Source organism: Streptomyces sp. NPDC088354, assembly GCF_044753585.1.
In the GTDB taxonomy this organism is placed as follows: Bacteria; Actinomycetota; Actinomycetes; order Streptomycetales; family Streptomycetaceae; genus Actinacidiphila.
Genome location: NZ_JBIVNJ010000019.1, coordinates 16,698 through 42,735 on the forward strand (window position 1 = coordinate 16,698; position 26,038 = coordinate 42,735).

At 71.9% G+C, this 26,038-nt stretch carries 26 protein-coding genes and 2 tRNA genes; 10 read left to right on the forward strand and 18 right to left on the reverse strand.

Features of this window, described 5'->3' with window-relative positions; translation table 11 throughout:
- Positions 1 to 42 precede the first annotated feature (42 nt).
- The gene (locus ACIP98_RS25115; RefSeq protein WP_319665030.1) at positions 43 to 366 is read left to right on the forward strand and encodes a multidrug efflux SMR transporter; all 324 of its coding nucleotides are present in this window, start codon (positions 43 to 45) and stop codon (positions 364 to 366) included.
- A 30-nt stretch (positions 367 to 396) separates the two neighbouring features.
- On the opposite strand, the gene ACIP98_RS25120 is transcribed toward ACIP98_RS25115, so the two are convergent.
- Positions 397 to 1,035, reverse strand: a complete 639-nt coding sequence (locus tag ACIP98_RS25120; protein WP_319665032.1) for a TetR family transcriptional regulator — start codon at positions 1,033 to 1,035, stop codon at positions 397 to 399.
- Between the two features lie 122 nt (positions 1,036 to 1,157).
- On the opposite strand from ACIP98_RS25120, the gene hisN reads away from it, so the two are divergent.
- Positions 1,158 to 1,955: a histidinol-phosphatase gene (gene hisN, locus ACIP98_RS25125; RefSeq protein ID WP_319665033.1), complete on the forward strand. Its 798-nt coding sequence runs from the start codon at positions 1,158 to 1,160 to the stop codon at positions 1,953 to 1,955.
- A 155-nt stretch (positions 1,956 to 2,110) separates the two neighbouring features.
- The gene (locus ACIP98_RS25130) at positions 2,111 to 2,509 is read left to right on the forward strand and encodes a CBS domain-containing protein (RefSeq protein WP_319665035.1); all 399 of its coding nucleotides are present in this window, start codon (positions 2,111 to 2,113) and stop codon (positions 2,507 to 2,509) included.
- 86 nt (positions 2,510 to 2,595) lie between these two features.
- Here the strand turns inward: ACIP98_RS25130 and ACIP98_RS25135 are convergent, their stop codons facing one another.
- On the reverse strand, positions 2,596 to 4,056 hold the full coding sequence (locus tag ACIP98_RS25135) for a catalase (RefSeq protein WP_319665036.1): 1,461 nt from the start codon (positions 4,054 to 4,056) through the stop codon (positions 2,596 to 2,598).
- A 155-nt stretch (positions 4,057 to 4,211) separates the two neighbouring features.
- Here ACIP98_RS25135 and ACIP98_RS25140 point away from each other — a divergent pair, with 155 nt between their 5' ends.
- Complete coding sequence (locus ACIP98_RS25140; RefSeq protein WP_319665038.1) at positions 4,212 to 4,622, forward strand: Fur family transcriptional regulator; 411 nt, start codon at positions 4,212 to 4,214, stop codon at positions 4,620 to 4,622.
- Here ACIP98_RS25140 and ACIP98_RS25145 read toward each other — a convergent pair.
- From ACIP98_RS25145 to ACIP98_RS25165, 5 genes are all read right to left on the reverse strand, one after another.
- Positions 4,592 to 5,995, reverse strand: coding sequence for a HEAT repeat domain-containing protein (locus tag ACIP98_RS25145; RefSeq protein ID WP_401978028.1), 1,404 nt, complete (start codon positions 5,993 to 5,995; stop codon positions 4,592 to 4,594). The two genes, ACIP98_RS25140 and ACIP98_RS25145, sit on opposite strands and share 31 nt — an antisense overlap.
- A 66-nt stretch (positions 5,996 to 6,061) precedes the next feature.
- Positions 6,062 to 6,135, reverse strand: a tRNA-Met gene (locus ACIP98_RS25150).
- A gap of 793 nt (positions 6,136 to 6,928) precedes the next feature.
- Entirely contained in the window at positions 6,929 to 8,803 is a 1,875-nt protein-coding gene (locus tag ACIP98_RS25155; protein WP_401978030.1) for a tetratricopeptide repeat protein, read from the reverse strand.
- Positions 8,804 to 8,992: 189 nt separating this feature from the next.
- Positions 8,993 to 9,066, reverse strand: a tRNA-Met gene (locus tag ACIP98_RS25160).
- Positions 9,067 to 9,107: 41 nt separating this feature from the next.
- The gene (locus ACIP98_RS25165) at positions 9,108 to 12,005 is read right to left on the reverse strand and encodes a UPF0182 family protein (RefSeq protein WP_319665129.1); all 2,898 of its coding nucleotides are present in this window, start codon (positions 12,003 to 12,005) and stop codon (positions 9,108 to 9,110) included.
- A 145-nt stretch (positions 12,006 to 12,150) separates the two neighbouring features.
- Between ACIP98_RS25165 and ACIP98_RS25170 the strand changes: the two genes are divergently transcribed.
- Positions 12,151 to 12,705 carry a PPA1309 family protein gene (locus ACIP98_RS25170; protein WP_319665043.1) on the forward strand — a complete coding sequence of 185 codons (555 nt, stop codon included), beginning with the start codon at positions 12,151 to 12,153 and terminating at the stop codon, positions 12,703 to 12,705.
- 41 nt (positions 12,706 to 12,746) lie between these two features.
- Here ACIP98_RS25170 and ACIP98_RS25175 read toward each other — a convergent pair whose 3' ends face one another.
- A complete protein-coding gene (locus tag ACIP98_RS25175) occupies positions 12,747 to 13,814 on the reverse strand; it encodes a PDZ domain-containing protein (protein WP_401978032.1) in 1,068 nt (355 codons plus the stop codon).
- A gap of 72 nt (positions 13,815 to 13,886) precedes the next feature.
- Here ACIP98_RS25175 and ACIP98_RS25180 point away from each other — a divergent pair, with 72 nt between their 5' ends.
- Positions 13,887 to 14,075 (forward strand): hypothetical protein, encoded by a 189-nt coding sequence (locus ACIP98_RS25180; RefSeq protein ID WP_319665138.1) that lies wholly within the window; start codon positions 13,887 to 13,889, stop codon positions 14,073 to 14,075.
- Positions 14,076 to 14,232: 157 nt separating this feature from the next.
- On the opposite strand, the gene ACIP98_RS25185 is transcribed toward ACIP98_RS25180, so the two are convergent.
- Together ACIP98_RS25185 and ACIP98_RS25190 are read right to left on the reverse strand one after the other, a co-directional pair.
- Positions 14,233 to 14,691 carry a molybdenum cofactor biosynthesis protein MoaE gene (locus ACIP98_RS25185; RefSeq protein ID WP_319665047.1) on the reverse strand — a complete coding sequence of 153 codons (459 nt, stop codon included), beginning with the start codon at positions 14,689 to 14,691 and terminating at the stop codon, positions 14,233 to 14,235.
- 107 nt (positions 14,692 to 14,798) lie between these two features.
- Positions 14,799 to 15,902 carry an SDR family oxidoreductase gene (locus ACIP98_RS25190; protein ID WP_401978033.1) on the reverse strand — a complete coding sequence of 368 codons (1,104 nt, stop codon included), beginning with the start codon at positions 15,900 to 15,902 and terminating at the stop codon, positions 14,799 to 14,801.
- Between the two features lie 128 nt (positions 15,903 to 16,030).
- On the opposite strand from ACIP98_RS25190, the gene ACIP98_RS25195 reads away from it, so the two are divergent.
- Both ACIP98_RS25195 and ACIP98_RS25200 read left to right on the forward strand, forming a co-directional pair.
- Entirely contained in the window at positions 16,031 to 17,521 is a 1,491-nt protein-coding gene (locus ACIP98_RS25195; RefSeq protein ID WP_401978034.1) for a zinc-dependent metalloprotease, read from the forward strand.
- Positions 17,518 to 18,045, forward strand: coding sequence for an NUDIX hydrolase (locus ACIP98_RS25200; protein ID WP_319665052.1), 528 nt, complete (start codon positions 17,518 to 17,520; stop codon positions 18,043 to 18,045). Before ACIP98_RS25195 ends, ACIP98_RS25200 begins: the two co-directional genes overlap by 4 nt.
- A 30-nt stretch (positions 18,046 to 18,075) precedes the next feature.
- On the opposite strand, the gene ACIP98_RS25205 is transcribed toward ACIP98_RS25200, so the two are convergent.
- From ACIP98_RS25205 to ACIP98_RS25220, 4 genes are all read right to left on the reverse strand, one after another.
- Positions 18,076 to 18,837: an AIM24 family protein gene (locus tag ACIP98_RS25205; protein ID WP_319665054.1), complete on the reverse strand. Its 762-nt coding sequence runs from the start codon at positions 18,835 to 18,837 to the stop codon at positions 18,076 to 18,078.
- A 16-nt stretch (positions 18,838 to 18,853) separates the two neighbouring features.
- Positions 18,854 to 19,537 (reverse strand): AIM24 family protein, encoded by a 684-nt coding sequence (locus ACIP98_RS25210; protein ID WP_319665055.1) that lies wholly within the window; start codon positions 19,535 to 19,537, stop codon positions 18,854 to 18,856.
- Positions 19,538 to 19,548: 11 nt separating this feature from the next.
- A complete protein-coding gene (locus tag ACIP98_RS25215) occupies positions 19,549 to 21,216 on the reverse strand; it encodes a TerD family protein (protein ID WP_401978037.1) in 1,668 nt (555 codons plus the stop codon).
- 86 nt (positions 21,217 to 21,302) lie between these two features.
- Positions 21,303 to 21,878 (reverse strand): M48 family metallopeptidase, encoded by a 576-nt coding sequence (locus ACIP98_RS25220; RefSeq protein WP_401978038.1) that lies wholly within the window; start codon positions 21,876 to 21,878, stop codon positions 21,303 to 21,305.
- A gap of 253 nt (positions 21,879 to 22,131) precedes the next feature.
- Here ACIP98_RS25220 and ACIP98_RS25225 point away from each other — a divergent pair, with 253 nt between their 5' ends.
- Entirely contained in the window at positions 22,132 to 23,262 is a 1,131-nt protein-coding gene (locus ACIP98_RS25225; RefSeq protein WP_401978039.1) for a TOMM precursor leader peptide-binding protein, read from the forward strand.
- 21 nt (positions 23,263 to 23,283) lie between these two features.
- Complete coding sequence (locus ACIP98_RS25230; RefSeq protein ID WP_401978041.1) at positions 23,284 to 24,654, forward strand: ABC1 kinase family protein; 1,371 nt, start codon at positions 23,284 to 23,286, stop codon at positions 24,652 to 24,654.
- Between the two features lie 23 nt (positions 24,655 to 24,677).
- On the opposite strand, the gene ACIP98_RS25235 is transcribed toward ACIP98_RS25230, so the two are convergent.
- The 4 genes from ACIP98_RS25235 to ACIP98_RS25250 form a co-directional block, all read right to left on the reverse strand.
- The gene (locus ACIP98_RS25235; RefSeq protein WP_401978043.1) at positions 24,678 to 24,878 is read right to left on the reverse strand and encodes a hypothetical protein; all 201 of its coding nucleotides are present in this window, start codon (positions 24,876 to 24,878) and stop codon (positions 24,678 to 24,680) included.
- Between the two features lie 78 nt (positions 24,879 to 24,956).
- Complete coding sequence (locus ACIP98_RS25240; protein WP_319665063.1) at positions 24,957 to 25,274, reverse strand: hypothetical protein; 318 nt, start codon at positions 25,272 to 25,274, stop codon at positions 24,957 to 24,959.
- The gene (locus ACIP98_RS25245) at positions 25,271 to 25,618 is read right to left on the reverse strand and encodes a WhiB family transcriptional regulator (RefSeq protein WP_319665065.1); all 348 of its coding nucleotides are present in this window, start codon (positions 25,616 to 25,618) and stop codon (positions 25,271 to 25,273) included. The genes ACIP98_RS25240 and ACIP98_RS25245 overlap by 4 nt, the downstream gene beginning before the upstream one ends.
- A gap of 103 nt (positions 25,619 to 25,721) precedes the next feature.
- Entirely contained in the window at positions 25,722 to 26,024 is a 303-nt protein-coding gene (locus ACIP98_RS25250; RefSeq protein WP_319665066.1) for a hypothetical protein, read from the reverse strand.
- Between the last annotated feature and the right edge of the window lie 14 nt (positions 26,025 to 26,038).

Sequence of the window (26,038 nt, forward strand, 5' to 3'; positions counted from 1 at the left end):
GTGATGATCGCTCATCGACAGGACGGAACGGGAGGGCGCTCGATGGCCTGGCTCCTCGTGGTGGTCGCTGGACTCCTCGAAACCGGCTTCGCGGTCTGCCTCAAGCTCTCCCACGGGTTCACCCGTCTGTGGCCGACCATCGCCTTCTGCGTCTTCGCGCTCGGCAGCTTCGGGCTGCTGACCATGTCGCTGAAGAAGCTCGACGTCGGCGCCGCGTACGCGGTCTGGACGGGTATCGGGGCGGCGGGGACCGCGATCTACGGCATGGCGTTCCTCGGCGACGTCGTCTCGACGCTCAAGCTGGTCTCGGTCGCGCTCGTCGTCCTGGGCGCCATCGGTCTCCAGCTGTCCGGCTCCGCGCACTGACCGCACGTCGGGCCTGCGGCCCTCCCGGGGTCAGGCGGCGCCCACCCAGCCGCGCCCGAGCATGCCGCGCACCAGGCGGGCCACCCGAAGGCACGCATCCTCGTCGGTGGCCAGCGGCGCCATGACGTACGACACGCCGACACGCACCGCCGCCTCGCTCGCCCAGGCGAGCTCGGCCGGGTCCAGTTTGGGAAAGCCGCGTTCCAAGGTCGCGGCGGCACGGGTGCGCAGCGCGGCGAGCACCTCGGTGGGGGTGAGCGGAAGGTCGCTCCTTCGCGGCCGCGCCCCGGGCGAACGGGGCACGGGGACACGGGTGATGGCGGCGGCCGGGACGCGGCTCCCGCGGCAGCCGGTCAGAACGGCGCGCACCAGGGGATTGCGGCGGGCCTCCTGCAGGAGCCGGCCGGTGGCCGCGGCGAAGCAGTCCCCGGGGTCGCCGCCCTGGTCGGCGGCGGCGGACAGGACGCGTTCGACACCGGCGACGAGCACGTCGGCCTCGCGCCGCGCCAGCGCCCGGGCCAGGCCCTCCTTGCTGCCGAACTCGTTGTAGAGGGTCTGCCGCGACACTCCGGCGGTCGCCGCGATGTCCACCATCCGGATCGTCGCCCACGACCGGGCGGACAGCGCGGCCAAAGCCGCGTCGAGCAAGGATTCGCGCGCTGTCGGCATGATTGCCTCCAAGCCGTGGTAAAGCGGCCGTGCGCAAAGAATTGACGTGCTGTCGGTTCGTGTCAACCCTCCGCGCGCACCCTGCGTGACCCCGACAGGGTGCGATCGATACTGTTCGCTCCATGCCGGACTTCAACGACGACCTGCGCCTCGCGCACATCCTCGCCGACGCCGCCGACGCGGCGACCATGGAGCGCTTCAAGGCCCTGGACCTGAAGGTCGAGACCAAGCCCGACATGACGCCGGTCAGCGAGGCGGACAAACGCGCCGAGGAGCTGATCCGCAGTCAGCTCGGCCGCGCCCGGCCGCGCGACGCGGTCCTCGGCGAGGAGTACGGCTTCGAGGGCACGGGCCCGCGCCGCTGGATCGTCGACCCGATCGACGGCACCAAGAACTACGTCCGGGGCGTGCCGGTGTGGGCCACGCTCATCGCCCTCATGGTGCGCGGGGAGCACGGCGACGAAGGCGTGGTCGGCGTGGTCTCCGCGCCGGCACTGGGCCGCCGCTGGTGGGCGGTGAAGGGCGGCGGGGCGTACACCGGGCGCAGCCTGTCCTCCGCCACGCGCCTGCGGGTGTCCCGGGTGAGCCGGCTGGAGGACGCCTCGTTCGCGTACTCCTCGCTCAGCGGCTGGGAGGAGCAGGGACGGCTGGACGGCTTCCTGGACCTGACCCGTTCCTGCTGGCGCACGCGCGCCTACGGCGACTTCTGGCCGTACATGATGGTCGCCGAGGGCTCGGTGGACTTCTGCGCCGAGCCCGAGCTGAGCCTGTGGGACATGGCCGCCAACGAGGTCATCATCCGGGAGGCGGGGGGCCGCTTCACCAGCCTGGACGGCACGGACGGCCCCTACGGGGGCAATGCGGCGGCCTCGAACGGACTGCTGCACGAGCAGATGCTCGGTTTCCTGAACCGCACCTGAACCGCACCCGGCACGGGCCGCCCCCGTACACCACCGATCACCCTCCGCACGCCCCTTGCTGCGCGACGTCCCGCATGTGAACATGAGAATGCGTGAGCTTGTGAATTTGTGAAACAGTTCTCAAGACGGCCCACGACGCAGCCAAGGGGTATCCCATGCTCGTACGCGAAGCCATGAGCACGGTCGTTCTCACGATCGGCCCGGCTCACACCCTCCGCCAGGCCGCCCGACTGATGTCCGCCCGCAAGGTGGGTGCGGCGGTCGTCCTCGATCCCGACACCTGCGGGCTCGGCATCCTCACCGAGCGCGACATCCTCAACGCGATCGGCGCGGGGCTGAGCCCCGACGGCGAATTCGCCGCCGCCCACACCACCACCGACGTCGTCTTCGCCGCACCGCAGTGGACCCTGGAGGAGGCTGCCGCCGCCATGGTGCGCGGCGGTTTCCGTCACCTGGTGGTGATGGAGGACCGCAACGCGGTCGGTATGGTCTCCGTCCGCGACATCGTGCGCTGCTGGCACCCGGCGCATTCGGCGGCCGCCCTGGCGGGCTGAGGGCACGGGATGACCGGTATGGATCGGAGGGGTTCAGGTGCCTGGACGCACCTGAACCCCTCCGGTTCTGTTACGGCAAGCGCCCGTCAGCCGCGCAGGGCCTGGACCGCGGCCTCCAGTCGCTTGCCGTAGTCCTCGTCCGCCCGGCGGAAGTTGTCGATCGCCCGCTCGGCGATGTCGTCGCGCGACACCTTGGCGATGAAGCCGGCGAGGTTGGCGATCAGACGCTCCTTCTCACCCTCCGACATCAGCCGGTAGAGGTCGCCCGCCTGGACGAAGTCGTTGTCCTCGGCGTGCGAGGGCGCCTCGTGGTTGCCGGTCCAGCCGGTCACGGCGGTGGACGACCACAGCGGGCTGCCCGTCTGGGCCGGGCCGCCGAAGCTGTTCGGCTCGTAGTTCTTCGCGCCGCCGTGCCGGCCGTCGTAGGCGTGGCCGTCGCGGCTGTTGGTGCGCGCCTCGGTGGCGTGCGGGCGGTTCACCGGCAGGTGGTCGGCGTTGATGCCGACGCGGTAGCGGTGCGCGTCGCCGTACGCGAACAGCCGGCCCTGCAGCATCTTGTCGGGGGACGGGCCGATGCCGGGCACGAAGTGCGCCGGGGAGAAGATCGACTGCTCGACCTCGGCGAAGATGTTCTGCGGGTTGCGGTTGAGCTCCAGCTTGCCGATCTCGATCGGCGGGTAGTCCGCGTGCGGCCACACCTTGGTGAGGTCGAACGGGTTGAAGCGGTAGGCCGCCGCCTGATCCGCGGGCATGATCTGCACCTGCACGGTCCAGGTCGGGAACTCGCCGCGCTCGATGGACTCGCGCAGGTCGCGCTGGTGCGAGTCGGGGTCGAGCCCGGAGACCTGGACCGCCTCGTCGGTGGTCAGGTTCTTGATGCCCTGGTCGGTCTTGAAGTGGTACTTGACCCAGAAGACCTCGCCGGCCTCATTGGTCCACTGGTAGGTGTGCGAGCCGTAGCCGTTCATGTGGCGGTAGCTCGCCGGGATGCCGCGGTCACCGAACAGCCAGGTCACCTGGTGGGTCGACTCGGGCGACAGCCCCCAGAAGTCCCAGACGTTGTCCGCCTCCTGGGAGCCGGTGTACGGGTCGCGCTTCTGGGTGTGGATGAAGTCGGGGAACTTGATGGCGTCCTTGATGAAGAACACCGGGGTGTTGTTGCCGACGAGGTCGTAATTGCCCTCCTCGGTGTAGAACTTCAGCGCCCACCCGCGCGGGTCGCGCACGGCGTCCGCCGCGCCCAGGTTGCCGGCGACGGTGGAGAACCGCAGGAAGGTCTCGGTCTGCTTGCCGACCTCCGACAGGAAGTTCGCCCGGGTGTACCGCGTGACGTCGGCGGTCACCGTGAAGGTGCCGTACGCTCCGGCGCCGCGGGCGTGCACCACGCGCTCCGGGATGCGCTCGCGGTTGAAGTGGGCGAGCTTCTCCAGCAGCAGCTGGTCCTGGATCAGGACCGGTCCGCCGACCCCCGCGGTCTCGCTGTTCTGGTTGTCCGCGACCGGGGCCCCTGCCTCGGTCGTCAGCGGGCCGGTCTTGTGAACCGTCACGTCCTTCTCCCTGCGTTCGTCTGTGCCGTGGCTGTCGCCGGAACCGATCCTACGATAGACAAGGTCCAAGTCAAGAAGGGGGCCAAAGTCGTACGGGTTCGGAACACGGACCGCCGCTGTTAAGCTGGATCCATCCCACGGATAGGTGAAACGCAATGAGTGACCTGCTGGAACGACTGCGCGGACGTGGCTGGCGGATGACCGCGCAGCGGCGCGTCGTGGCCGAGGTCCTCGACGGCGAGCACGTCCACCTGACCGCCGACGAGGTGCACGCGCGGGCCGCGACCCGGCTGCCGGAGATCTCCCGGGCCACGGTCTACAACACCCTGGGCGAACTGGTCTCGCTCGGCGAGGTCATGGAGGTCGCCACCGACGGCCGCGCCAAGCGCTACGACCCCAACGCGCACCACGCCCACCAGCACCTGGTGTGCTCCCGCTGCGGCACCATCCGGGACGTCCACCCCGCCGGCGACCCGCTGACCGACCTGCCCGACAGCGAGCGCTTCGGGTTCACCGTCTCCGACGTCGAGGTGACCTACCGGGGCCTGTGCCCCGACTGCGCCTGACGCTGCGCGGAACGGAGCCGTTCCGCCGCCTTCCGCACGGCGGGCTCCGGCCGCGTCCGGCCGAACCACACGGTCTCCGGCGGCACCTCCCCGGCCACCTTGGCAAGCGCCTCGATGGCCTCCCTGGCCACGCCCGGGTCCACGTCCGTCGCCAACGGCCCCAGCAGGCCGACCAGGTCCTCACGCGGCGCCAGGCGGCCCACGGCCCGCACCGCGGCCCGCCGTACCGCCGGCGGCCACGGCGTGCGCGCCTCCCGGACCAGCCGCAGCAGCAGCGGCACGTCCGTACCGTCCCCGCACTCCCCCAGCCCGAGGGCCAGCCCGGCGACCATCCACGACGGGCTCTGCGGCCCGCAGCGCACCAGCTGCCTGCGGTACGTCAGCGCCGGCGGCTCACCCCTGCTGTACAGCCGCCAGCGGGCCTGCGCCCGCACGATCCGCGCCGGGTCCGCCAGCGGCGCCGTCAGCCGCGCCGCGGGAACGTCCTCCGGCAGCGCCGCCACCGCCAGCTCCCGCACCGCCGCGGACCGGGCCCACAGCAGCCGCCCCGCCTGGTCCGGGTCCAGCTCCAGCAGCCGCTGCGCGCACAGCCGCCGGCACACCTGGTCCGGGTCGCGCAGCGCGGTACGGACCAGATCGCCGCGTACGAACTCCCCGAGCTCGAGGGCCAGTTCCACGCCGAACCGCCGGGTCAGCGGCTCCTCGTCGGCGGCCAGCGCCCGCACCGCCCGCCGGGCCTCCGGGGCCGCGAGCACCTCCCGGTACGCCTCCAGCGCCCCCGCGGCCCGGCGCCTGCCCCGCAGCCGCAGCAGTATCCGCACCGCCGCGGCCGCCTCGTCCGGCGCGGACCGCAGCGCCAGCGCCCCGACGGCCCGCTCCCGCACCGGGTCCACCCAGTCCGCGGTCCGCAGTGCCAAGGCGGTGGCCACCAGCGGGCCACCCGTGTGCGCCAGGCCCTCCACGGCGGCCTGCCGCGTGCGGCCGTCCCGGTCCATCGCGGCCAGCAGCAGGCGCAGCGGATCGGCCTCCTCCGCCGCCGGCGGCCGCTGTCCCTCCACGGTCCGCGCGGCACGGTCCAGCGACACCCACAGCCCCGGTGGCGCCTCGCCCAGCGCCTTCAGCGCGGCCCCCTGGTCGTACGCGGCACCCTCCCCGGCCTCCGCCGCCGCCCTCAGCTCCGCCAGCAACTCGGCCACCGCACCGGACGCGCACAGCCGCCCCCACCGCGTCACGTCCTTGAGTTCCGCCGGCCGCCGCTTACGCCGCCTGCGCAGCAACCCCGCCTCCTCGCGCCGCCGCCCTCGCCACGCCTCCAGCATCCTCCGGCGCGCCGGGACCACGGCGAAAGGTTCACGCGCTTTTGCCCGATCCATGCCTGGGCTGTACCCGGGGCATACAAGAAGGCCCGGAAGCCGTTGGCTTCCGGGCCTTCTCATCAGTAGCGGGGACAGGATTTGAACCTGCGACCTCTGGGTTATGAGCCCAGCGAGCTACCGAGCTGCTCCACCCCGCGTCGTTGTGTCCCTAGAGTAACCTCCCGGCCCTGAGCAGCGCAAATCCTTCCCGGGGGGTTGGGGGGGGCTTTCCCCGCCCGCCCTCCCGGGTGCCCTGTGAAGTCAGGGCGCCCCGACGCGCGTGCGGGGTGGACCGGGTGCGGGGCCTCCGGGGCTGCACGTCCTGGACTGGGATATTTACGCGCGTTTCCAGCACCTGCTGATCCCGTCCCTGCCCGGATGGTGCGCACAAATATCCCGCACCGTCCAGAACATCCACCCTCCCCCAGCCTCCGGCCGGGAGTGCCCCCAACTCCCCCGCCCCCTCCGTCTCCATATGCGCCTGATCCCCGGTGGGGGGTATGGAGGCGGTCCGGGTGACCGCGGTTGCCTGAATCCGCCCCGGCGGCCTGCCGCGCGAGCGCTGGCCCCGCGGACCGCACCGGAGGGGGGGTGTGGGGGCGGTCGGGGTGACCCCGATCGCCTCACTCTGCCCCGGCGGCCTGCCGCGCGAGCGCTGGCCCCGCGGACCGCGCTGCGCCAACGGGCGGCCCCAGGCACGGTGCCGCTTCTACCCCCCACCGGGGATCAGGCGCGACAACCTACGGAGGGGGCGGGGTCGTAGGGGTGGGCGTTCTGGACTGTGGAGCATATTTGGGTGCATGACCGGGGTGATCAACAGATCGTGCCCGAGGCACCGAAATGTGCTGTCCAGAATGCCCAGCCCCGGAGGCCCCGCACCCGGCCCCCACGAAACGCGCGCCGGGGTGACTGACCGCGCCGGGCACCCGGGAGGGCGGGCGGGGAAAAAACCTACGCGGACAGTTCGTGCTCCAGCGCGTCCGTCAGGCGCGCAGCCCGCTCCGCGACCTCCACCGGCCCGCACTCGACCGCCCGCGCACACCACGCCTGCGCATCCGCGAGCTGCCCGTGCCGCGCGGCCAGCAGCGCCAGCCGGAGCGCCGCACGCCCGTGCCCCGCGTCGGCGGCCCGGGTCCACCACAGGGCCGCCTCCGGCTCCGCGCCCTCGCGGGCGAGGAGGAGCCCGAGGTTGAACGCCCCGTTGCGGCTGCCCCCCTCCGCGGCCTCGCGGTACCAGTGGGCGGCGTCCACGACGTCCCCGCGCCGGGCGGCGCACATGCCGAGCCGGACCTGGGCACGCCGGTGCCCCTGGCCGGCGGCGCGCGCGTACCACTCCTCCGCCTCCGCGGCCGCGTCCTCCGTACCCTGCGCGTCCAGCAACGCGCCCAGCCGGAAGGCCCCTTCGGGGCTGCCGCCGCCCGCGGCGCACCGCAGGTGCCGCTCGGCGCCGTGCGGGTCACCGTCCTTCTGCAGGGCGATCGCGACCTGCAGCGCGGCCTCGCTGTGCCCGCTGGCGGCCGCCCGCTCGTACCAGCGCCGCGCGGTGCCGTCGTCGCCCCGCCCGGCGTACAGGATGCCGAGGTTGAAGGCGGCGTCGACGCTGCCCGCCTCCGCGGCCTTGGAGAACCACGGCTCGGCGCCCGCCGCGTCCCCGCGCTGCAGCAGCAGCACGGCGAGGGCGTTGGCCGCCTCGCGGTGCCCGGTGTAGGCCGCCTTGCGGTACCACTGCTCGGCCTGGGCCGTCCGCCCCTGGCCGGCGCAGAGCAGGCCGAGGTTGAAGGCGCCGTTGACGTCGCCGGCCTCCAGGGCGGCCCGGTACCACCGCTCGGCGGTCTGGGTCTCGCCCTCCTGCGCGTGCAGCGCGCCGAGCGCGTTCGCGGCGTTGCCGTCACCGGCGTTGGCGGCTCGCCGCCACCAGGTGGCGGCGCCGTCGACGTCGCCGGCGTCGCGCAGCAGGAAGCCGAGCGCGCAGGCGGCGCGCGGCTCGCCGTCCCGGGCGGCGGTGAGGTACCAGCGCCTGGCCTCCTCGTACTCGCCGCGCTCCTCCAGCAGCGTGCCGAGGCGCAGCGCGGCGCGGCGGTGCCGGCGGGCGGCGGCCTGCCGGTACCACTGCTCGGCCTCGCGCTCCTCGCCGCGCTCGGCGCAGATGCGGGCCAGCCGGTAGGCAGCCTCGCGGTGCCCGTGCTCGGCGGCGGCGTGGAACCAGCGCTCGGCGCCGACGTCGCGCCGGTGGTCGAGCAGGTCGGCCAGCGCGTACGCGCCCAGGGTGTGCCCGGACTCGGCGGCCTGCCGCAGCCAGTACTCGGCGCCGGGCTCGTCACCGCGCTCGCGGAAGTGCCGGCCGAGCGCGTGCGCTGCCGCGGCGGAACCGGCGACGGCGGCGATGCGCCACCAGCCGGCGGCCTCCTCGGAGTGGCCGCGCTGGTGCAGCAGCAGTCCGAGGTTGTTGGCGGCCGGCCGGTCTCCCCCGGCGGCGGCCGCGCGCAGGTACGGCTCGGCCCCCTCCAGGTCGCCACGGCGCAGCAGCAGGGTGCCCAGGACGCTCGCCGCGGCGATGTCGCCGTGCTCGGCGGCCCGCCGGTGGCGCGCCTCGAGTTCGGCCTCCTCGCGGGCCTCCAGGCTCTCCTCGTCCGGCAGTTCGGACTCGATGAGCCGGTCCTCCTCGGCGGACCCCACGCGCGGGCCGGGCAGCAGCTCGGCGACGGTCGGCGCGAAGGCAGCCGTCTGCGCGGGAACGGACGCGGGCAGGGTCGTTCCGCCCGCGGACCCGCTGTCCGGGATCCGACGAGTTTTCAGCAGCCTTGCACCATCCCCCATGAGGTCCATCGTCGCACCACCCGTACCCGCAGTACACCTGGTATGCAACAACCCTGCGGGGTTGGGACAGTCCCAGGAGGTCACTTCAGCGTTTTGTCGACTTCCCGACATCAACCCCGACGAAACCTCTGCGCGCGCAGTTCCCCCGTACAAGTGAAAGGGTCCGGAGCCTAGTTGACTCCGGACCCTCTCGAACAGTAGCGGGGACAGGATTTGAACCTGCGACCTCTGGGTTATGAGCCCAGCGAGCTACCGAGCTGCTCCACCCCGCGTCGTTGTGTCCCAACCGTACCACGACGCGGGGAGTGCCTGCTCAGCCCGTTTTCTCCGCCTGCTTCTCGGCCTCCTGCGCCCGCTGCAGCGCCTCCGCCAGATCCTTCTGGGCCTGGCCGTACGCCGCCCAGTCGCCGGCCTTCAGCGCCTTCTGGCTCGCGTCGTACGCCGCCTGGGCGTCCGCCAGGGCCTGGGCGACCGTCGCGTTGGACGGGGGCGGCGCGGTGCCCGTGCCGCCGGTCTCCGGTGGCGGTGCGGTCCCGCCGTCCGCCGTACCGAAGACCGCGTTCAGCGCCTGACCGAGGGTGTCCTCGAACTCCACCTGCCCGCCGTACCAGACCAACACCTTCTTCAGCAGCGGGTAGTCGAAGTCGGCACCGCGCAGATAGACCGGCTCCACATAGAGCAGACCGCCGTCGAGCGGGATGGTGAGCAGATTGCCGTACTCGACGGTGGAACCGCCGCCGCCGCTCAGCAGCTTGATCTTCTCCGCCACGTCGGGATCGGAGTTGAACTGGCTCTGCACCTGCTGCGGGCCGTACACCCGGCTGTTGGACAGTCTGAGCAACCGGATCGTGCCGTAGTCCGCGCTGGTGGCGTCCGCGTCGACCGCCATGAAGGCGCCCAGGTTGTCACGCCGGTTGAGCGTGTAGGTCGTCGTCAGCGAGAACGTCTGGGCGGCCTGGTCCGGCATGCGCAGGCTCAGGTAGTACGGCGGCACCGCCTTGCCCGTCTTCGTCGCCGGGTCGTTGGGGACCTGCCACACCTCGCTGCCGCTGTAGAAGGTCGACGCCTTGGTGACGTGGTAGCGCGTCAGCAGCTGGCGCTGCACCTTGAACAGGTCCTGCGGGTAGCGCAGATGGGCCATCAGGCCGGCGCTGATGCTGCTCTTGGGCTGCACCGTGTGCGGGAAGGCCTTCATCCAGGTCTTCAGCACCGGGTCCTTGTCGTCCCACTGGTAGAGGGTGACGTCACCGGTGAAGGCGTCCACGGTCGCCTTGACCGAGTTGCGGATGTAGTTGACCTGGTTCTGCTGGGCCAGGACCGCGCGCTGCCCGTCGGTCAGCGAGTCCGCCGTGGTGTCGCCGAGCGTCGTCCGCGACGAGTACGGGTAGCCGTTGCTCGTCGTGTAGGCGTCCACGATCCACACCACATGGCCGTCGACGACGGCCGGGTAGGAGTCGCCGTCGATCGTCAGCCAGGGCGCGACGGCCTCGACGCGCTCCTTGGGCGTGCGGTTGTACAGGATCCGCGAGTCGTCGCCGACGGCTCCGGAGTAGAAGATCTGCGGGTCCCCGAAGGCCACCGCGTACGCGGCCCGGGTCACCGGGTTCTTCAGGCCGACACCGCTCTTGCCGGTGTAGGTGTACGACTTCTCACCGTCGTCGTTGGTGTTGTAGTCGATCTCCGGCGTGGACTTGTCGCCGACGATGGACCACTGCTTGGTCCTCTCGCCGTAGTAGATCCGCTGTTCGTACCTGCCGAGGTCGCCGGTGGTCGGCAGTTCGGACTCGGTGAAGACGGGCTCGCCGCGCGTGGTCTCGTCGCCCTCGGTCGCGGTGGTGCCCTTGGCGGCGACCAGGCCGTAGCCGTGCGTGTATTTGAAATGGTCGTTGATCCAGCTGTGCTGCGGGATGCCGGCGAGGTTCAGCTCGCGCAGGCCCACCACGGTGTCCTGCTCCTTGCCCTGCACCTTGTAGCGGTCCACGTCGAGCGTGGAGGGGAAGGAGTAGTAGCCGCTCGCCTTCTGCAGCTGCTGGAACGTCGGCGAGACCACGTTGGGGTCGAGGAGCCGGATCGACGCGGTGGTGTCGGCGTCCGCGCGCAGTTGCGCCCGTTGCGCCGGGTCCTTCTGATCGGCCGGGTTGCTGCCCGCGTAGTCGGACACCTTTGTGCCGTCGATGTCGTACGCCTGGCGCGTGGCGTTGATGTTCTTCTGGATGTACGGCTGCTCCTTGGCGGCCTCGTTCGGCTGCACCTGGAACTTCTGCACGATCGCCGGGTAGAGCCCGCCGATCAGGATCGCCGACAGCACCATCAGGCCGAAGCCGATCAGCGGCAGCGACCATGTACGCCGCCACAAGGTGGCGAAGAACAGCAGGGCGCAGATGATGGCGATCGCGAAGAGGATCGTCTTGGCCGGCAGATAGGCGTTGGCGTCCACATAGCGCAGCCCGGTCCAGTCACCGGACTTGAGGTTGCCCGACTTGACCGCCAGCGAGTACCGGTCGAGCCAGTAGGCGACCGCCTTGAGGCTCACGAACAGGCCGAGCAGCACTGACAGGTGGCCGGTCGCCGCGGCGGTGGCGCGGCCGCCCGGGGAGGTGATGCGCAGCCCCCCGTACAGGTAGTGCACCAGGGCGGAGGCCAGCAGCGAGAGCACGACCGCCGCGAAGCCGAAGCTCAGCAGGAAGCGGTACCAGGGCAGCTCGAAGGCGTAGAAGGAGACGTCGACGTGGAACTGCGGGTCCGTGGTGCCGAACGGGGTGGAGTTCGTCCACAGCAGCCATGTCCGCCACTGGCTGGAGGCGGACGCTCCCGCGATCAGTCCCACCAGGGCGCAGACCGCGAGCAGCACCCACTTCTTGTAGGGCGCGATGCCCATCCGGTAGCGGTCCAGGCTCTGCTGCTCCAGCGACATCGCGCTGAGCGGCGGCCGCAACCGGTGCGCCAGGTAGACGTTGACGCCGACGGCCACCGCCATCAGCAGGCCGAAGACGAAGAACAGCCCGACCTTGGTCCACAGCGTCGTGGTGAACACCGAGGAGTAGTGGACGGATCGGTACCAGAGCCAATCGGTCCAGAAGCCGGCGAACATGACGAAGGCCATGGCCAGTACGGCCAGGACCCCCAGCGTCATGAGCAGCGTCCGGGCTCGCCGCGACGGGCGCCCCGCTCTGATCCGCGGCCCGTGCGGACTCCCGCCACGGTCCGGCATCTGGAATACCAAGGTGCGCACCTCAAGAGTCGGTCTCCGGCGGACGCCCGGCCGGCGCCCACTGATGCAACTTACTCACGGTTTACACAGTTCCCCAAGGTGCTCGATTGGGGATGCGGGTCACAGAACAGGCAGGATGTTGGGCATGTCCAATATTGAGTCCGGCGGCGCCCCGCTCGCCGCGAACCCGCTGACCCAGGCCGTCCTGGAGATCGACGACTACGCGTCCGGCCTGGGCTGGGACCAGCCCGCCCGGCTCTTCGCGCTGGTCGACACGGACCGGCTGCGTGTACAGGAGCCGGGGCTGGCCGACGAACTCGGCCTCGCCGAGCAGACGGCGGGCGCGCTGACCCCGATCGAGCAGGACGAGCTGCCGGCCGGCACGCCGCTCGACGAGTTCCTGGCCACGATCGCGTGGCCCGAGGTGGTCAGCGGCTGCGCGCTGACCGTGGAGCGGCTGATGCTGCCGCCGTCCGCCGAGCAGGCCATCCCCGACGGCCTGGACGAGGACGCGCTGGGCGCGTGGGTCGCCGCGCATCCCGAGCGCCAGGAGGTGCGCATGACGGTGGCCGTGCTGCGCGACGGCGCCCGGGAGTCCGCCGTGCGGCTGCGCTCCAAGGACTCGCCGACCGAGGTGCTGACCGGCGCCACCCTGGTGCCGGGGCTGGCCGAGGCGCTGTCGGCGACGTTCGAGGAGTGACCGGGCGGGGGAAGCCCGCACCGGCCCCGGCCCGCCGCGTCTCAGTTCGCCGAGCAGCTCGGCAGGTCGGCGGTCTTCCCCGCGCGGATGTCCTTGAGGGCGTCCATGGCGTCGTCGATGGTCTTGACCTTGACCAGAGTGAGGCCGCTCGGGGTGTCCTGGGCGGCCTCGGCGCAGTTGTCGGCCGGGGTGAGGAAGTACTCGGCGCCCTTGTCGCGTGCCCCGATGGTCTTCATGTCTATGCCCCCGATGGGGCCGACCTTGCCGTCGTCGTCGATGGTGCCGGTACCCGCGACGAACTTGCCGCCGGTGAGGTCCCCTGGGGTGAGCTTGTCGACGATGCCGAGGGCGAACATCAGGCCGGCACTCGGTCCGCCGACGTCGGCCAGCTTGATGTCGATCTTGAACGGGAGCGTGTGCCCCACGCCGGCCTGGATGCCGACGATCGCGCGCCGCTTGCCGTCGTCGTCGGACGTGCCCGTCGTGATGGTGACGTCCCGGGCGGCGTCGCCCTTGGCGCCCTTGGGGACGACGGTGAAGACCACCTTCTGTCCCGGCTGGTGCTTGGTGACCAGCGTGGCGACGTCGCCCGCCGCCTTGACCGGGGTGCCGTCCACCGCCTTGATCACGTCACCGGCGTGCAGCTTGCCCTCCGAGGGGGCGCCCTTCACCACGGTGGAGACGATCACCTGGGAACCGACCGGTATCCCCAGCTCCTTCAGGGCGGCGACCTTGGCGCTGTCCTGGGACTGGGTGAACTCCTCGGCGTTCTCCTGGTCCGCCTGCTCGGCCGTCTGCCCCTGCGGGTAGAGCGTGTCGTGCTCGACGACCTTCTGGTCGTGCGACAGCCAGCCGGCCACCGCCTCGACCAGGTTCATGGAGTAGTCCGCGCTGGTCACCCGCACCGTGGTCATGTTCAGGTGCCCGGTGGCGGGATAGGTCTTGTGCCCGGAGATCTGCAGCACCGGGGCGCCGTCGTGCTCGCCCAGCGTGTTGACGGTCGGCCCCGGCGACATCTCCGCGTACGGGACGCGCATCAGCAGCGCAATACAGAGCAGTGCTATGAGCGTCAGGGTCGACGCGAGCAGCGTCGCGGTGCGGCGTGGCATGGAACGACAGTACGGTACGTGACCGGCAGGCGCCCTGCGGGCCCTCAGACCCTGCCCGACTCGGAGCGCTGCATGGCCTCACGGAACCGCTCGTACCCGGCGAGCGAGGCGCCGTCCCCCGTCGAGCGCGTACGCGCCGCCCAGCTTCCCCAGACGGCGGCGGCGACAGCAGCCAACACCGGAATGAGCAACCATGCGAGCGCCGCCACTGAGGCCTCCCGTATGCGCAAGAGGATCGCGCAGTCGATCAAGAAACTATGAGCAGACTAATCGTTTGCTGCTATAACGTTCCGAGCGGGTCCGGGGTTACGCAACCGCAGGTAGACCGTCCGATGGACGATGAACGCCAGTACACCAGTTCGAACGTGTCGGCGGGCCTCCTCCGCGGCAGCGCCCCCGGCCCTTTCGCTCCCGGCGCTCAGTGCGCGCAGGAACCCACCCACTCCTCGGTACCGTCGGCGAACTCCTGGTGCTTCCAGATCGGCACCTCGCGCTTGAGGTCGTCGATCAGCCGCCGGCACGCCGCGAAGGCCTCCGCCCGGTGCGGGCAGGAGACGGCGACGACGACCGCAAGGTCCCCGACGCGCAGGTCGCCGACCCGGTGGACGGCGGCCAGGGCGCGGACGGGGAAGTCGGCCGCCACCTTCTCCGCGACGCGCCGCAGCTCGGCCTCGGCCCCGGGGTGGGCGGAGTAGCCCAGGGCCGTGACCTCGGCGCCCGACGGTCCGTCGTGGTCGCGCACCGTGCCGACGAACAGGGCGGTGCCCCCGGCGGAGGCGTGCCCCACCGCACGGAAGACCTCGTCCACGGACAGCTCGGTGTCGCGGACGGCGATGAGCCGGATGGGTTCCTCGTGCGTCTCTGCCATGGGACTCATGCTCCCTCATCTCCCACTATGCGGAAACTGTTTTCCACCGCACTCTTTCTCACTGCCCGGGGTCCGCGCCGGCCGTACGCCGCGCTGCCCCGGGGCGGGTACGGCCCTCACACCCCCCGGCGCTTGCGTGCCCGGCGCACCATGGCGGCGGTGCCGACCAGTGCGACCGTGGCGCCGGCCGCGCCCAGGGTTGCGGCGTCCTTGCGGCCCAGCCGCCGTCCGACGACGGAGTTGCGGCCCGCGACCTCCTCCAGGAGAACGGCGAGCACCTCCTCGTTCGTCCACTGCGGCCGCCAGCCCGACTCGTGCAGCCTGCTGCCGCTGACGACCCAGGGGTGCATCGTGTACGCCAGGTCGCCGGCGGGCGACGGGGTGAGGCCGAGCCGGTGCAGCCGGGAGGCGGCGCCCAGCGCTATGGCCGGCGGCAGCTCCATGCGCCGGATCCCGGAGAGCTCCTCGACCTCCTCCTGCTCCAGCCAGCCGTCGCAGCCCACCGTCATCTCGCCGTCGACCTTCTCCAGCGCCGCGTGCTCCAGCGCCGTCACCAGGTCGTCGACGTGGCAGAACTGCCAGCACGGCCGGCTGCCCGCGACCACCAGCAGCCGAGGCGACTCGAAGTACCGGGTCAGCGCGGTGTCCGTGCCGCCCACGAGGACCGCCGGGCGCACCACCGTCACGTGGAGTCCGGGGTGGGCACGCGGCGCACGCCGGCCCAGCCGCTCGATCTCCAGCAGGTCGCCCACGAAGGACGCCTCCGCGGTGGCGCGCAGCGGCGCGTCCTCCGCGAGGGGGACGTCGTTGTCCGGCTGCGCGCCGTAGACCATCGCCGAGGTGCACAGCACGACCCGCCGCACTCCCGCCGCGGCCGCGGCGGTGAGCACGGTCTGCGTGCCGCGCACATTGAAGGCGCTGCGCGCCTTGGGGTCGGACTCCAGGTCGAGGTCGAGCGCGAGATGGACCACGACGTCCACACCGCGCAGCCGCTCGGCGATCGCCGGGTCCCGCACGTCCAGCACGCGCCATTGCGCGCCGGGCACGTCGCCGCGCCGCTCGTCGATCGCCACGACCTTCTTGACCTGGTCGGACTCGGACAGCCGCAGCGCCAGCCGCAGCCCGACGCCGGAGGCGGCGCCGGTCACGGCGACCACCGGGCCGGCGGCGGCCCTGCCGCCGCTCCGCTCTGGGCGAACGGTCGGTTCTGGGGAACTCACCAGGTGTCTCCCACGGTTGTTTCCGGTACGAGGTGCGCGGTCCGCAACCACGGTCCGTACGCAGCCATCCTGCCTGACGCGTGTCTAGGCTGGAGGGACAGCCCACAACACACAGAGCCGAGGAAACCGTGAGCGACATCCCATTCGGATTCGGAGTCCCTCCCGAGGAGCCCGAGGACGGGAACGGGGACGACAGCAAGAAGCCGAGCGGCTCCGGTGGCGGCTCCCAGGGTCCGGCCAATCCCTTCGGGTTCGGCGGCGGCAACCCCTTCGGCGCGGGTGGTGAGAACCCCTTCGCCGCGATGTTCGGCTCACTCAACCCCAATGACCTGGGCGCCGCGTTCCAGCAGCTGGGGCAGATGCTCTCCTACGAGGGCGGCCCGGTGAACTGGGAGATGGCCAAGGACATCGCCCGGCAGACCGTCGCCCAGGGCGCCTCCGGCGGTGCGAAGGACCCGAGCGTCGGCCCTGCCGACCGCGCGAAGGTCGAGGAGGCGCTGCGCCTGGCCGACCTGTGGCTGGACGGCGTGACGTCCATGCCGTCCGGGGCCGGCTCGGCGGTGGCGTGGAGCCGCGCGGAGTGGGTCGAGACGACCCTGCCCGTGTGGAAGGAACTCGTCGACCCGGTCGCCGAGCGCGTCGGCAACGCCATGGGCAATGTGCTCCCCGAGGAGATGCAGGCCGTGGCCGGCCCGCTGCTCGGCATGATGCGCTCCATGGGCGGCGCCATGTTCGGCACGCAGATCGGGCAGGCGCTGGGCACGCTGGCGGGTGAGGTGGTGGGCTCGACCGACATCGGCCTGCCGCTCGGCCCGGCGGGCAAGGCCGCGCTGATCCCGACCAACATCGCGGCGTTCGGCGAGGGCCTGGGCGTGCCGCAGGACGAGGTCCGGCTCTACCTGGCGCTGCGCGAAGCGGCCCACCAGCGGCTCTTCGCTCACGTCCCGTGGCTGCGGGCGCACCTGTTCGGCGCGGTCGAGGGCTATGCCCGGGGCATCAAGGTCGACACCGCCAAGCTGGAGGACGCGGTCGGCCAGCTCGACCCGTCCAACCCCGAGGCGCTGCAGGACGCGCTGCAGCAGGGCATGTTCCAGCCCGAGGACACCCCGCAGCAGAAGGCCGCGCTCGCCCGCCTGGAGACGGCGCTCGCCCTCGTCGAGGGCTGGGTCGACGCGGTGGTGCACGCCGCCGCGGCACCGCACCTGCCGTCCGCAGGAGCGCTGCGCGAGACCCTGCGGCGGCGCCGGGCCTCCGGCGGTCCCGCCGAGCAGACCTTCGCCACCTTGATCGGGCTGGAGCTGCGGCCGCGCCGGCTGCGCGACGCCGCCCGGCTGTGGGCGTCGCTGACCGACGCGCGCGGCGTCGACGGCCGCGACGGGCTGTGGGCGCACCCCGACATGCTGCCGACGGCCGCCGACCTCGACGACCCCGACGGCTTCGTCCACCACGAGCAGCTGGACTTCGCGGAACTCGACAAGATGCTCGGCGAGGCCGCCCGCGGCAAGGACGCCGGCGGCGCCGGGACCGCCGCCAGCCCGGAGAGCCCGGAGAGCCCGGAGAGTCCGGAGAGTCCGGAGAGTCCGGAGAAGCCCGAGAGCAAGGACGACGACGAGAAGTGAGCCTGCACGACGACGCCGTGCGCGTCCTCAAAGAGTGGGACGCGCCCGACACCGCCCAGGACCACCTGCGGCTGGACTACCTCTCGCACCTCGACGCGCACCCCGACGGCATGTGGAAGTCGTGCTCCGCCGGGCACGTCACGGGCAGCACGCTCGTGGTGGACCCGCAGGGCGGCCGGGTGCTGCTGACCCTGCACAAGAAGCTCAAAATGTGGCTGCAGATGGGCGGCCACTGCGAGCCGCAGGACGCCTCGCTGGCGCAGGCCGCGCTGCGCGAGGGCGTCGAGGAGTCCGGCATCGCCGGGCTGACGCTGCTGCGCCCCGAGCCGGTCAACCTCGACCGCCATCTCACGCCCTGCGCCTGGCACCTGGACGTGCAGTACGCGGCGGTGGCCCCGCCGGGCGCCGTCGAGGAGATCAGCGACGAGTCGCTGGACCTCAAGTGGTACGCCTACGACGAGATCGCCGAGGTCGCCGACGGGTCGGTACGGACGCTGCTGGCCCGCACCCGCGCGCTGATGTGAGCCGGCGCGCGGGCCGGGCCCGGGGCGGCGTCAGCGGTTGGTGAAGATGTTGCCCTGGTTCTGGCCGTGCGCGCCGTGCTGGCCGAAGCCGTACTGGGCGGCCATTCCCTGGCCGAGCTGGGCGTTCTGCGGCGGCATCAGCTCGCTGGGCTGCACCAGCACGTAGCCCTGGCCCAGGAAGTTGAGTTCCCAGCCCTCACCGGTGTTGCCGCGCCGCCGCCAGACGCCGGAGGAGCTGGTCTGCGCCTGCATCTGCACGCGCAGCGAGGACGACCAGGCGACCACCGCGTCGGAGTCGGCGGAGACGTACTTGTCCGGGGTGACCTGCATCAGCAGCGGGCGGCCGGAGGTCATGAGCGCGACCTTGCCGTGGCCGGAGATGTTGAGGTTGTAGGCGCCACTGCCCGAGATGCCGAACTGGCTGTCCACCGAGATGACTTCCCAGTGCAGCCCCGAGTCGAGCGCCAGCACATAGGCGCCGTCCACCGTCAGCCCGTCGTGGTCCACGTCCACGACGTGGATGTGCTGGGCGAGGTTGGCGAGGTAGACGGTGCCCTGCCCGGAGCAGCGCATGAGCTCCAGGCCCTCGCCGGTGCGGTAGCGGGCGCTGCGCTGGGCGTGGCTCTGGTACTCGCCGTCGAACTCGATCAGGCCCTGGTAGGCGACCATGGCGCCCTTGCGGGCCAGGCAGTCGCTCCTGCCGTCGAGCTTGACCCGCAGCAGGTACGGGTTCTGCAGGGCGTACTGGTCCTCGGTCTGTACCTCGGTGTAGCCGAAAAGCGGGCTCTGCATGATGGATCGCTCCCCCTCAGCCCCGGACTCGGAGGCGGTCGGTGCTGTCTTCGCTGGGCTGTACGACGACGAAGCCCTGGCCGGAGAAGCCGATCTGGAAGGCCTCGCCGCTGCCCCGCCCGATCAGGGAGGAGGCCTTGAAGCTGCGCTTGGACTTGGTCTTGAGCCCGCTCGACCAGGCGACGAGCGCGTCCGGGTCGACGTAGGTCTCGTCCTCGCCGCGGCCGCAGTCGACGACGACCGGGGTGCCGCGCGAGGTGATGGCCACCCAGCCGGTGCCGGAGACGCCGACGTTGAACAGTCCCTGGCCGGCGAACTTGGCCAGTCCCTTGACCCGCTCCACGCCCCACTGCAGATGCGCGTCGAAAGCGAGCAGATTGGTGCCGTTGACCGACAGGGACTCGTTGGCGAGGTACAGGCAGACGACGTCGGCGCCGTAGTCGGCGAGGTACAGCAGCCCGTCGCCGGTGCACTTCATCAAAGGCGCGCCCTCCCCGGTCAGCCACTGCGACGCCATCTGGCGCACCGCGGGCGGGTTGGGCTCGTACTGCACGAAGCCCTCGTAGGCGACCATCGATCCGGTGCGCGCGAAGAGGTCCTGGCCGCTTTGCATGGCGACCTTCAGCATGCTGTTGCCGTGGGTCTCCATACGGGCGGTGACCGGTGCCGGGGAGTACCCGGAAATCAGAGTCTGGTCCATGGCGGGCTCCCTCAGACCTCGTACGGCTGGACGACGATGAAGTTGCCGGGGGCGCCGCGGAACTGGAGGTTCACGGTCTCCCCGCTGTGTCCCGGATAGGCGTTCCGGCGCAGCCGCACCTGGCTGGAGAGCACCACCTGCGACGCGGCGGACCAGGCGACGATGGCGTTGCTGTCGGCGTAGGTGGTGGGCGTGACCGGCAGCACCACGGGGGTGCCGTGGGTCTTGACGATCACGGTGCCGGTGCCCTGGAACTGCATCGTGAACAGCGCGCCACCGGGGATGCCGTGGCCCTCGATGCGGCGCACCTCGTGCTGGAGGGACTCGTCGAAGGCGAGGACGTGCTCCGCGGAGACGCAGATCGCGTCGCCCTGGAGCTCGATCGGGTGCAGATAGGAGGCGTCCTCGGCGAAGAACACCTGTCCGCGGCCGGTGCAGCGCATCAGCTGCATCTCCTGGCCGGTCATGTTGCCGACGATGCGGCCGGCGAAACCGGCGCCCTTGTAGCCGAACTCGACCTTGCCCTGGTACAGCACCATGCTGCCCTGGCGGGCGAGCACCGGCTGGCCGCCGGCCTGGGAGAGGTCGACGCGGACGAGCTTGGAGTTCTGCTGCGTCCAGCGCTGGCCGGTCGGGACCTCGCGGTACTTCTGCATGGCGGCGGCGAGGCCGGCGCCGGGAGTCTGCGGGACCTGCGGCGCGCCCGGGGCCTGACCGTACGGCGCGGGGGCCGCGGGCGGCTGGCCGAACGGGGCCTGCGGCGGCTGGCCGTAGGGGGCCTGCCCGAAGGCCGGCTGGCCGGGGGGCTGCCCGAACGGGGGCTGGCCCGGCACCTGGCCGGGGGGACCAGGGTGCCCGGGAGGCGCCTGCGGGGGCGGGACCTGTCCGAAGGGCGGCTGCCCGGGTGCCTGCGGCGGGGCCTGGGGCGGCGGGGTGGTCATCGGCGCCACCATGGTGGGCGCCGCGTGGACGGGGGGCATGCCCGGGGCCGGGGCGGGTGCCTGGGGCGGCGCGCCGAAGGCCGGCGCGGGCTGCGGGGCCGGGGGTGCGGGAGCGGGTGCCGGGGGCGCCGCGAAGCCGGGCGCGGGCCCGGCCGGCGGGGCGAAGCCCGGCGCCGCGGCGGGCTGCGGCGGCACGGCGGCCTGCTGCTCCTCGGCGACCTCGCCGCCGAAGTTCTTCAGCAGGGCGTCCAGTCCCCCGTCGAAGCCCTGGCCGACCGCGGCGAAGCGCCAGACGTCCTTGAGGTAGATGTCCGCGAGCATGACCGCGCGCTCGGTGCTGAACTCCGCGCCGCTGAAGGCGTAGCGCGCCACTTCGTCGCCGCCCGCGACGATCCTGATGTAGCCGGGGCCGACCTGGGACATCTGCCCGGAGCCGTCGAGGGTCGCGGTGAAGCTGAGCCGGTGGATCCGCTCCGGGACGCGGTCCAGCGTGACCCGGAAGGACTCGGTGTCGCCGGCCTGCGCGCCGAGCTGCTGAATCGACTCCTCGGGTGACTTGGGCTGGTTGTAGAAGATGAAATAGCGGTCGTCCGAGAGCTGTTCCGCGGCGTCGAGACCGAAGCAGCTGATGTCGAACGTCAGGCCGGGTCCGCTGATCTGCACGCCGACGTACAGATCCGTCCCCGCTGTGAGATCACTGATCTTGGCCTTGTGGCCGCGCTGGAATTCCCTGGCCATTGCGAACGACCGCCCCCCATCCGTACGTACGTGCCTCTGCGTTGCGTCAGGCTATCCGCTGACTCCGACGGCGGGCCATTCCCCGGCTATTCCTCGCGCGCCGTCGGCGGGTGCGGGAGGCGGGCCGCCGCGACGACCCCTTCCAGGTATCCCCGCGCGCGTTCCGTGCGCGGATAGGACTCCAGCACCTTCCAGAAGTCGGGCCCGTGGCCCGGCACCAGGAGGTGCGCGAGCTCATGGAGGAGAACGTAGTCGATGACGTACTCGGGCATGCCCTGAAGCCGGTGCGACAGGCGGATGCTGCCCTCGGCCGGCGTGCACGAGCCCCACCGGGAGTTCTGGTTGGTGACCCAGCGCACGATGCGCGGGGCGGCACGGCCGCCGAGGTACTGGGCGGACAGCTGGGCGGCCCGGGCGGCGAGCTGCTCGTCGCCGAGCATCTTGCGGCTCTCCTGGGCGGCGAGCTTGTCGAGCATGACCGTCACCCAGCGCTTCTCCTCGGCGGCGGACATCCGCGCCGGAATGAGGACCACGGTGACGTCGCCCTCGCGGTACGCCGAGACGGTGCGGCGTCGACGGGCACTCCGGCGCACTTCCACCGCGCTGGTCCGGGAGGCGCGCGAGGGCTGGCTGGAAAGACTGTGGGAGGGGTCGGCGGACACGGCACGACGTTACCCGCCCGGAGTCCGTCAAGTCCCACCCCGGGGTGTGCTCACCTGAAAAAAGACGCGCGTTCCCGAGCAACCGGACGACATCACGATGGCATCCCGCTCGCAGCGCCGGGATTTCCCGATCAAATGATCATTGCCGCCGCCTGTGGATAACTTTCGCGGCCGGTTCGCGGATTCCGGGCATGCTGGTCGCCACGGATTCACCGGGATCTCCCTTCGGGGGTCCCCGTCCACGGGGGTGGCGATGCGTCCCATGCTCAAACCCGCCATGCGCCGCAGCTGGCGCAGCCGGGAAAGCCTGCAATTCGGGGTCGACCCGGCCCACGCCGTCGTGCTGGACTCGGTGGACGGCGCCGCGTCCGCCTTCCTGGACCTGCTCGACGGCACACGGGGGATCGGCCCGCTGGCCCGGGAGGCGGAGTCACTGGGGCTGGAGCCCCGCCAGGCCCGGCGGCTGCTCGGGCTGCTCGCCGAAGGCGGCGTACTGGACGACGCGTCCTCGCACGCCGAGCTGTCGGAGGCGATGAGTCACCGCTCGGCCGCTCTGGACCGGCTCCGGCCCGACCTGGCGGCGCTCTCCGTCGTCCACACCGATCCCGGCGGAGCGGCCGCCCGGATACAGGAGCGGCGCGGCACCCGGGTGCGTGTGATGGGGGCGGGGCGCGTCGGGGGCACGATCGCGGCGGTGCTCTCGGCGGCGGGGGTGGGCCGGGTCGACGTGCACGACGACGGCCGGGTCGAGCCGTGGGACACCGCCCCGGGCGGCATCCCGGCGGACCACATCGGGGAGCGCCGGGACGCGGCGGCGCGCGGTCTGGTCCGGCGGGCCGCGCCCGATCCGCGGGCCGGCGCGGTCGGCAGACGGGGGCCGGCCGCCCGCCCTGAACCGCGGCTCTCCCTCGTCGTGATCGCGCCGAGGGACGGGCTGGCGGCCTACGCGCCCGACCCGCGCGAGGCCGAGCCGCTGCTCGCCGCCGGTATCCCTCATCTGTACGCCGGGGTGCTGGAGGGCATGGGGGTCGTCGGCCCGCTGGTGGTACCGGGGAGCACCGGGTGCGCCGGCTGCCTGGGGCTGCGGATGGCCGACGCGGACGCGGCCTGGCCCCGGGTGCTGGCGCAGCTGCGGTCCGGCCGTGGCGGGGTGCCGGCCTGCGATGTGGCACTGGCCACGACGGTCGCGGGCCTGGCGGCGGCCCATGCCCTGGCGTTCGTCGACGGTGGAAGGCCGCCGAGCTGCGGGGCGCGCTGGGAACTGGGGCTCGCCCGGCTGACCACCGAGGTGCGCCCGGTCCCCGCGGACCGCAGGTGCGGATGTGGTGCGACCCGGGAACTGGGTGCCGCGGTTCGGGAAGGGCGGGGGACAATGACGGGGTGACCGACCGGAAAGTGGGGGCGCATGTCTGATCTTCCGCGTAAAGCGGTGACCCGAACCGCCAAGTTGGCCGCGCTCCCCCTGGGATTCGCGGGCCGGGCGACACTGGGGCTGGGCAAGCGACTCGGGGGCCGCCCCGCGGACGAGGTCGCGATCGAGCTCCAGCAGCGGACCGCCGAGCAGCTTTTCAAGGTTCTCGGAGAGCTCAAGGGCGGGGCCATGAAATTCGGGCAGGCACTGTCCGTCTTCGAGGCCGCGCTGCCCGAGGAGGTGGCCGGCCCCTACCGGGCGGCGCTCACCAAACTGCAGGACGCGGCGCCGCCGATGCCTGCCCGCACCGTGCACGGGGTGCTGGCGGAGCGACTGGGCGAGGACTGGCGCGAGCTGTTCGCGGAGTTCGAGGACCAGCCCGCGGCCGCCGCCTCGATCGGGCAGGTGCACCGCGCCGTGTGGCACGACGGCCGCAAGGTCGCGGTGAAGGTGCAGTACCCCGGCGCGGGCGACGCCCTGCTGTCGGACCTGAACCAACTGGGCCGGGTGGCAAGGCTGTTCGGCCCGCTGATCCCCGGTATGGACATCAAGCCGCTGATCACGGAACTGCGCGACCGGATCTCGGAGGAACTCGACTACGAGTTGGAGGCCCAGGCCCAGCACGCGCACGCGGCGGAGTTCGCCGGCGATCCGGACGTGTTCGTGCCGGACGTGGTGCACCGCACCGAACGGGTTCTGGTCACCGAGTGGATGGACGGGGTCCCGCTGGCGGAGGTGATCTCCCGGGGCAGCCAGGAGATGCGCGACCGCGCGGGGCAGCTGCTGGCGCGCTTCCTCTTCGCCGGCCCCGCCCGTACGGGCCTGCTGCACGCCGACCCGCACCCGGGCAACTTCCGGTTGCTGGTGGACGACGGCCCGGCGGCCGGCTGGCGGCTGGGCGTGCTGGACTTCGGCACCGTCGACCGGCTTCCGGAGGGCCTCCCGGTGCCGATAGGGACGGCCCTGCGGATGGCGCTGGCGGACGACGCCGAGTCGGTGCACGCGATGCTCCGCCAGGAGGGCTTCGTCAGGCCGACCATCGACCTCGATCCGGACGCCGTGCTGGACTATCTGCGGCCGATCATCGAGCCCGCGGCGGAGGAGGAGTTCGCCTTCGCCCGCGACTGGATGCGCGCGCAGGCCGCACGGATCGCCGACCCGCGCTCGCCCGCCCACCAGTTGGGCAAGCAGCTCAACCTGCCGCCCTCGTACCTGCTGATCCACCGGGTGACCCTGAGCACCATCGGGGTGCTGTGCCAGCTGTCGGCGACCGTGCGGCTGCGGGACGAGTTGCTCGAGTGGCTGCCCGGGTTCGCCGGGGAGGGGGAGGCACCCCTGCCCGAGGTCGAGGACGCCTCGGCCTAGGTGCGTGCCCTGTCGTCAGGGCGCTACCACCAGGCGGAATCCAGCCGCCCCTCGATACTGCGGATGTTGCTGCGCGCGCAGTCGTCGCAGAAGTACACGCGACCGCCGTTCTCCACCGAGCAGGTCCAGGTGAGGGGGAGCTCGTGGGCGACCGCGCCGCAGCGGGCGCACGTCGTCGTCGTGGGAGCAGTCCCGACCCGATCGACTTGAGTCTTCTGGTCCACTTCCCGACGATATCGCGGGGCCGGTCGAAATCGACCGGCCCCGCGGTTGTGTGTCGTTACGGATGTGTGACCGCTGTGCTACCGCTGCTGCATCACGGCCATCGCGAGCGCGCGGCGGGCGCGCAGCGAGGCACGTTCGGCACGGCGCTGCAGCCGGCGGGCGGTGAGCACGCGCAGCGCCATGCGTTCGTGCTCGGCCTCGTAGAGGCGCTCTTGCATATGGGCACGGGCCAGGGCTTCTGGCATGAGTTGCATTTCGAGGTTCCTGTTCTGGCGCGCGGTCGGCGCGCCGGCGGAAGGTGCGGGGCGTTCGTTGGTGGACGGACTCATCGGGGCCTGTTTCATCGGGTCGTGCGTGAGGGGTCGATCGATCGTTCCGACGGCTGGACGCTTCATGCCATGACCGCGTTCTTGCGCGGGCGACCACGCGGCCGCTTGCGGGGCACCACGACACCCTGGACGAACAGCTCGCCACCCCAGACACCCCAGGGCTCGCGGCGGTCCTTCGCGCCGGCGAGGCAGGCCTCACGGACCGGGCAGGTCTGGCACAGCGACTTGGCGTACTCGACGTCGGCCGGGGACTCTGCGAAGAAGACCTCCGGGTCGAAGGTCCGGCACGGGACGGGTACGCCGAGGCGCTCGATCTCGTCGTCGAGCTCGGTGAGGGGGATCAAGGTGACCTCCGGGTCAGGCGGGCGAACTGGGGTGGGTACGGACGGTGCGTGCGAGGTGATGTGCACGTTCGCTTCGTTCCTCGTCTGTTTGTCGTGGGTGGGAAAACAGAAGGGCCGCGGATCCCGGTCTGGGATTCCGCGGCCCTGAAGGCGCCGGCCTGATCGTCTGTCAGGCTGGATCACTCCAGGGTTCGAGCCCGCGGAAGGCCCACTTCGGGTGCTGCTGCGTCTTCGGGTTTCCGGCACCATTGGTCGCCGCAAAGGCATAGGCCTTGGCCTGTGCCATTACCGCTTCCGCCGGCGCCTGAGTCGGTCGCTCGCCCGCGCGCTCCCGCAGGGAGAGAGCGGGAGTGCCCAGGGCGGACACACGACCGGACAGGCTGCTGGACAGACCGGTGCCGAGGAGCGAGGCACCGAGCGGGCAGGCGGCGACGACCGTGCGATCGGTCGTGGTGTCGATGTAAGTGATCACTGGTCTCGCCTCCT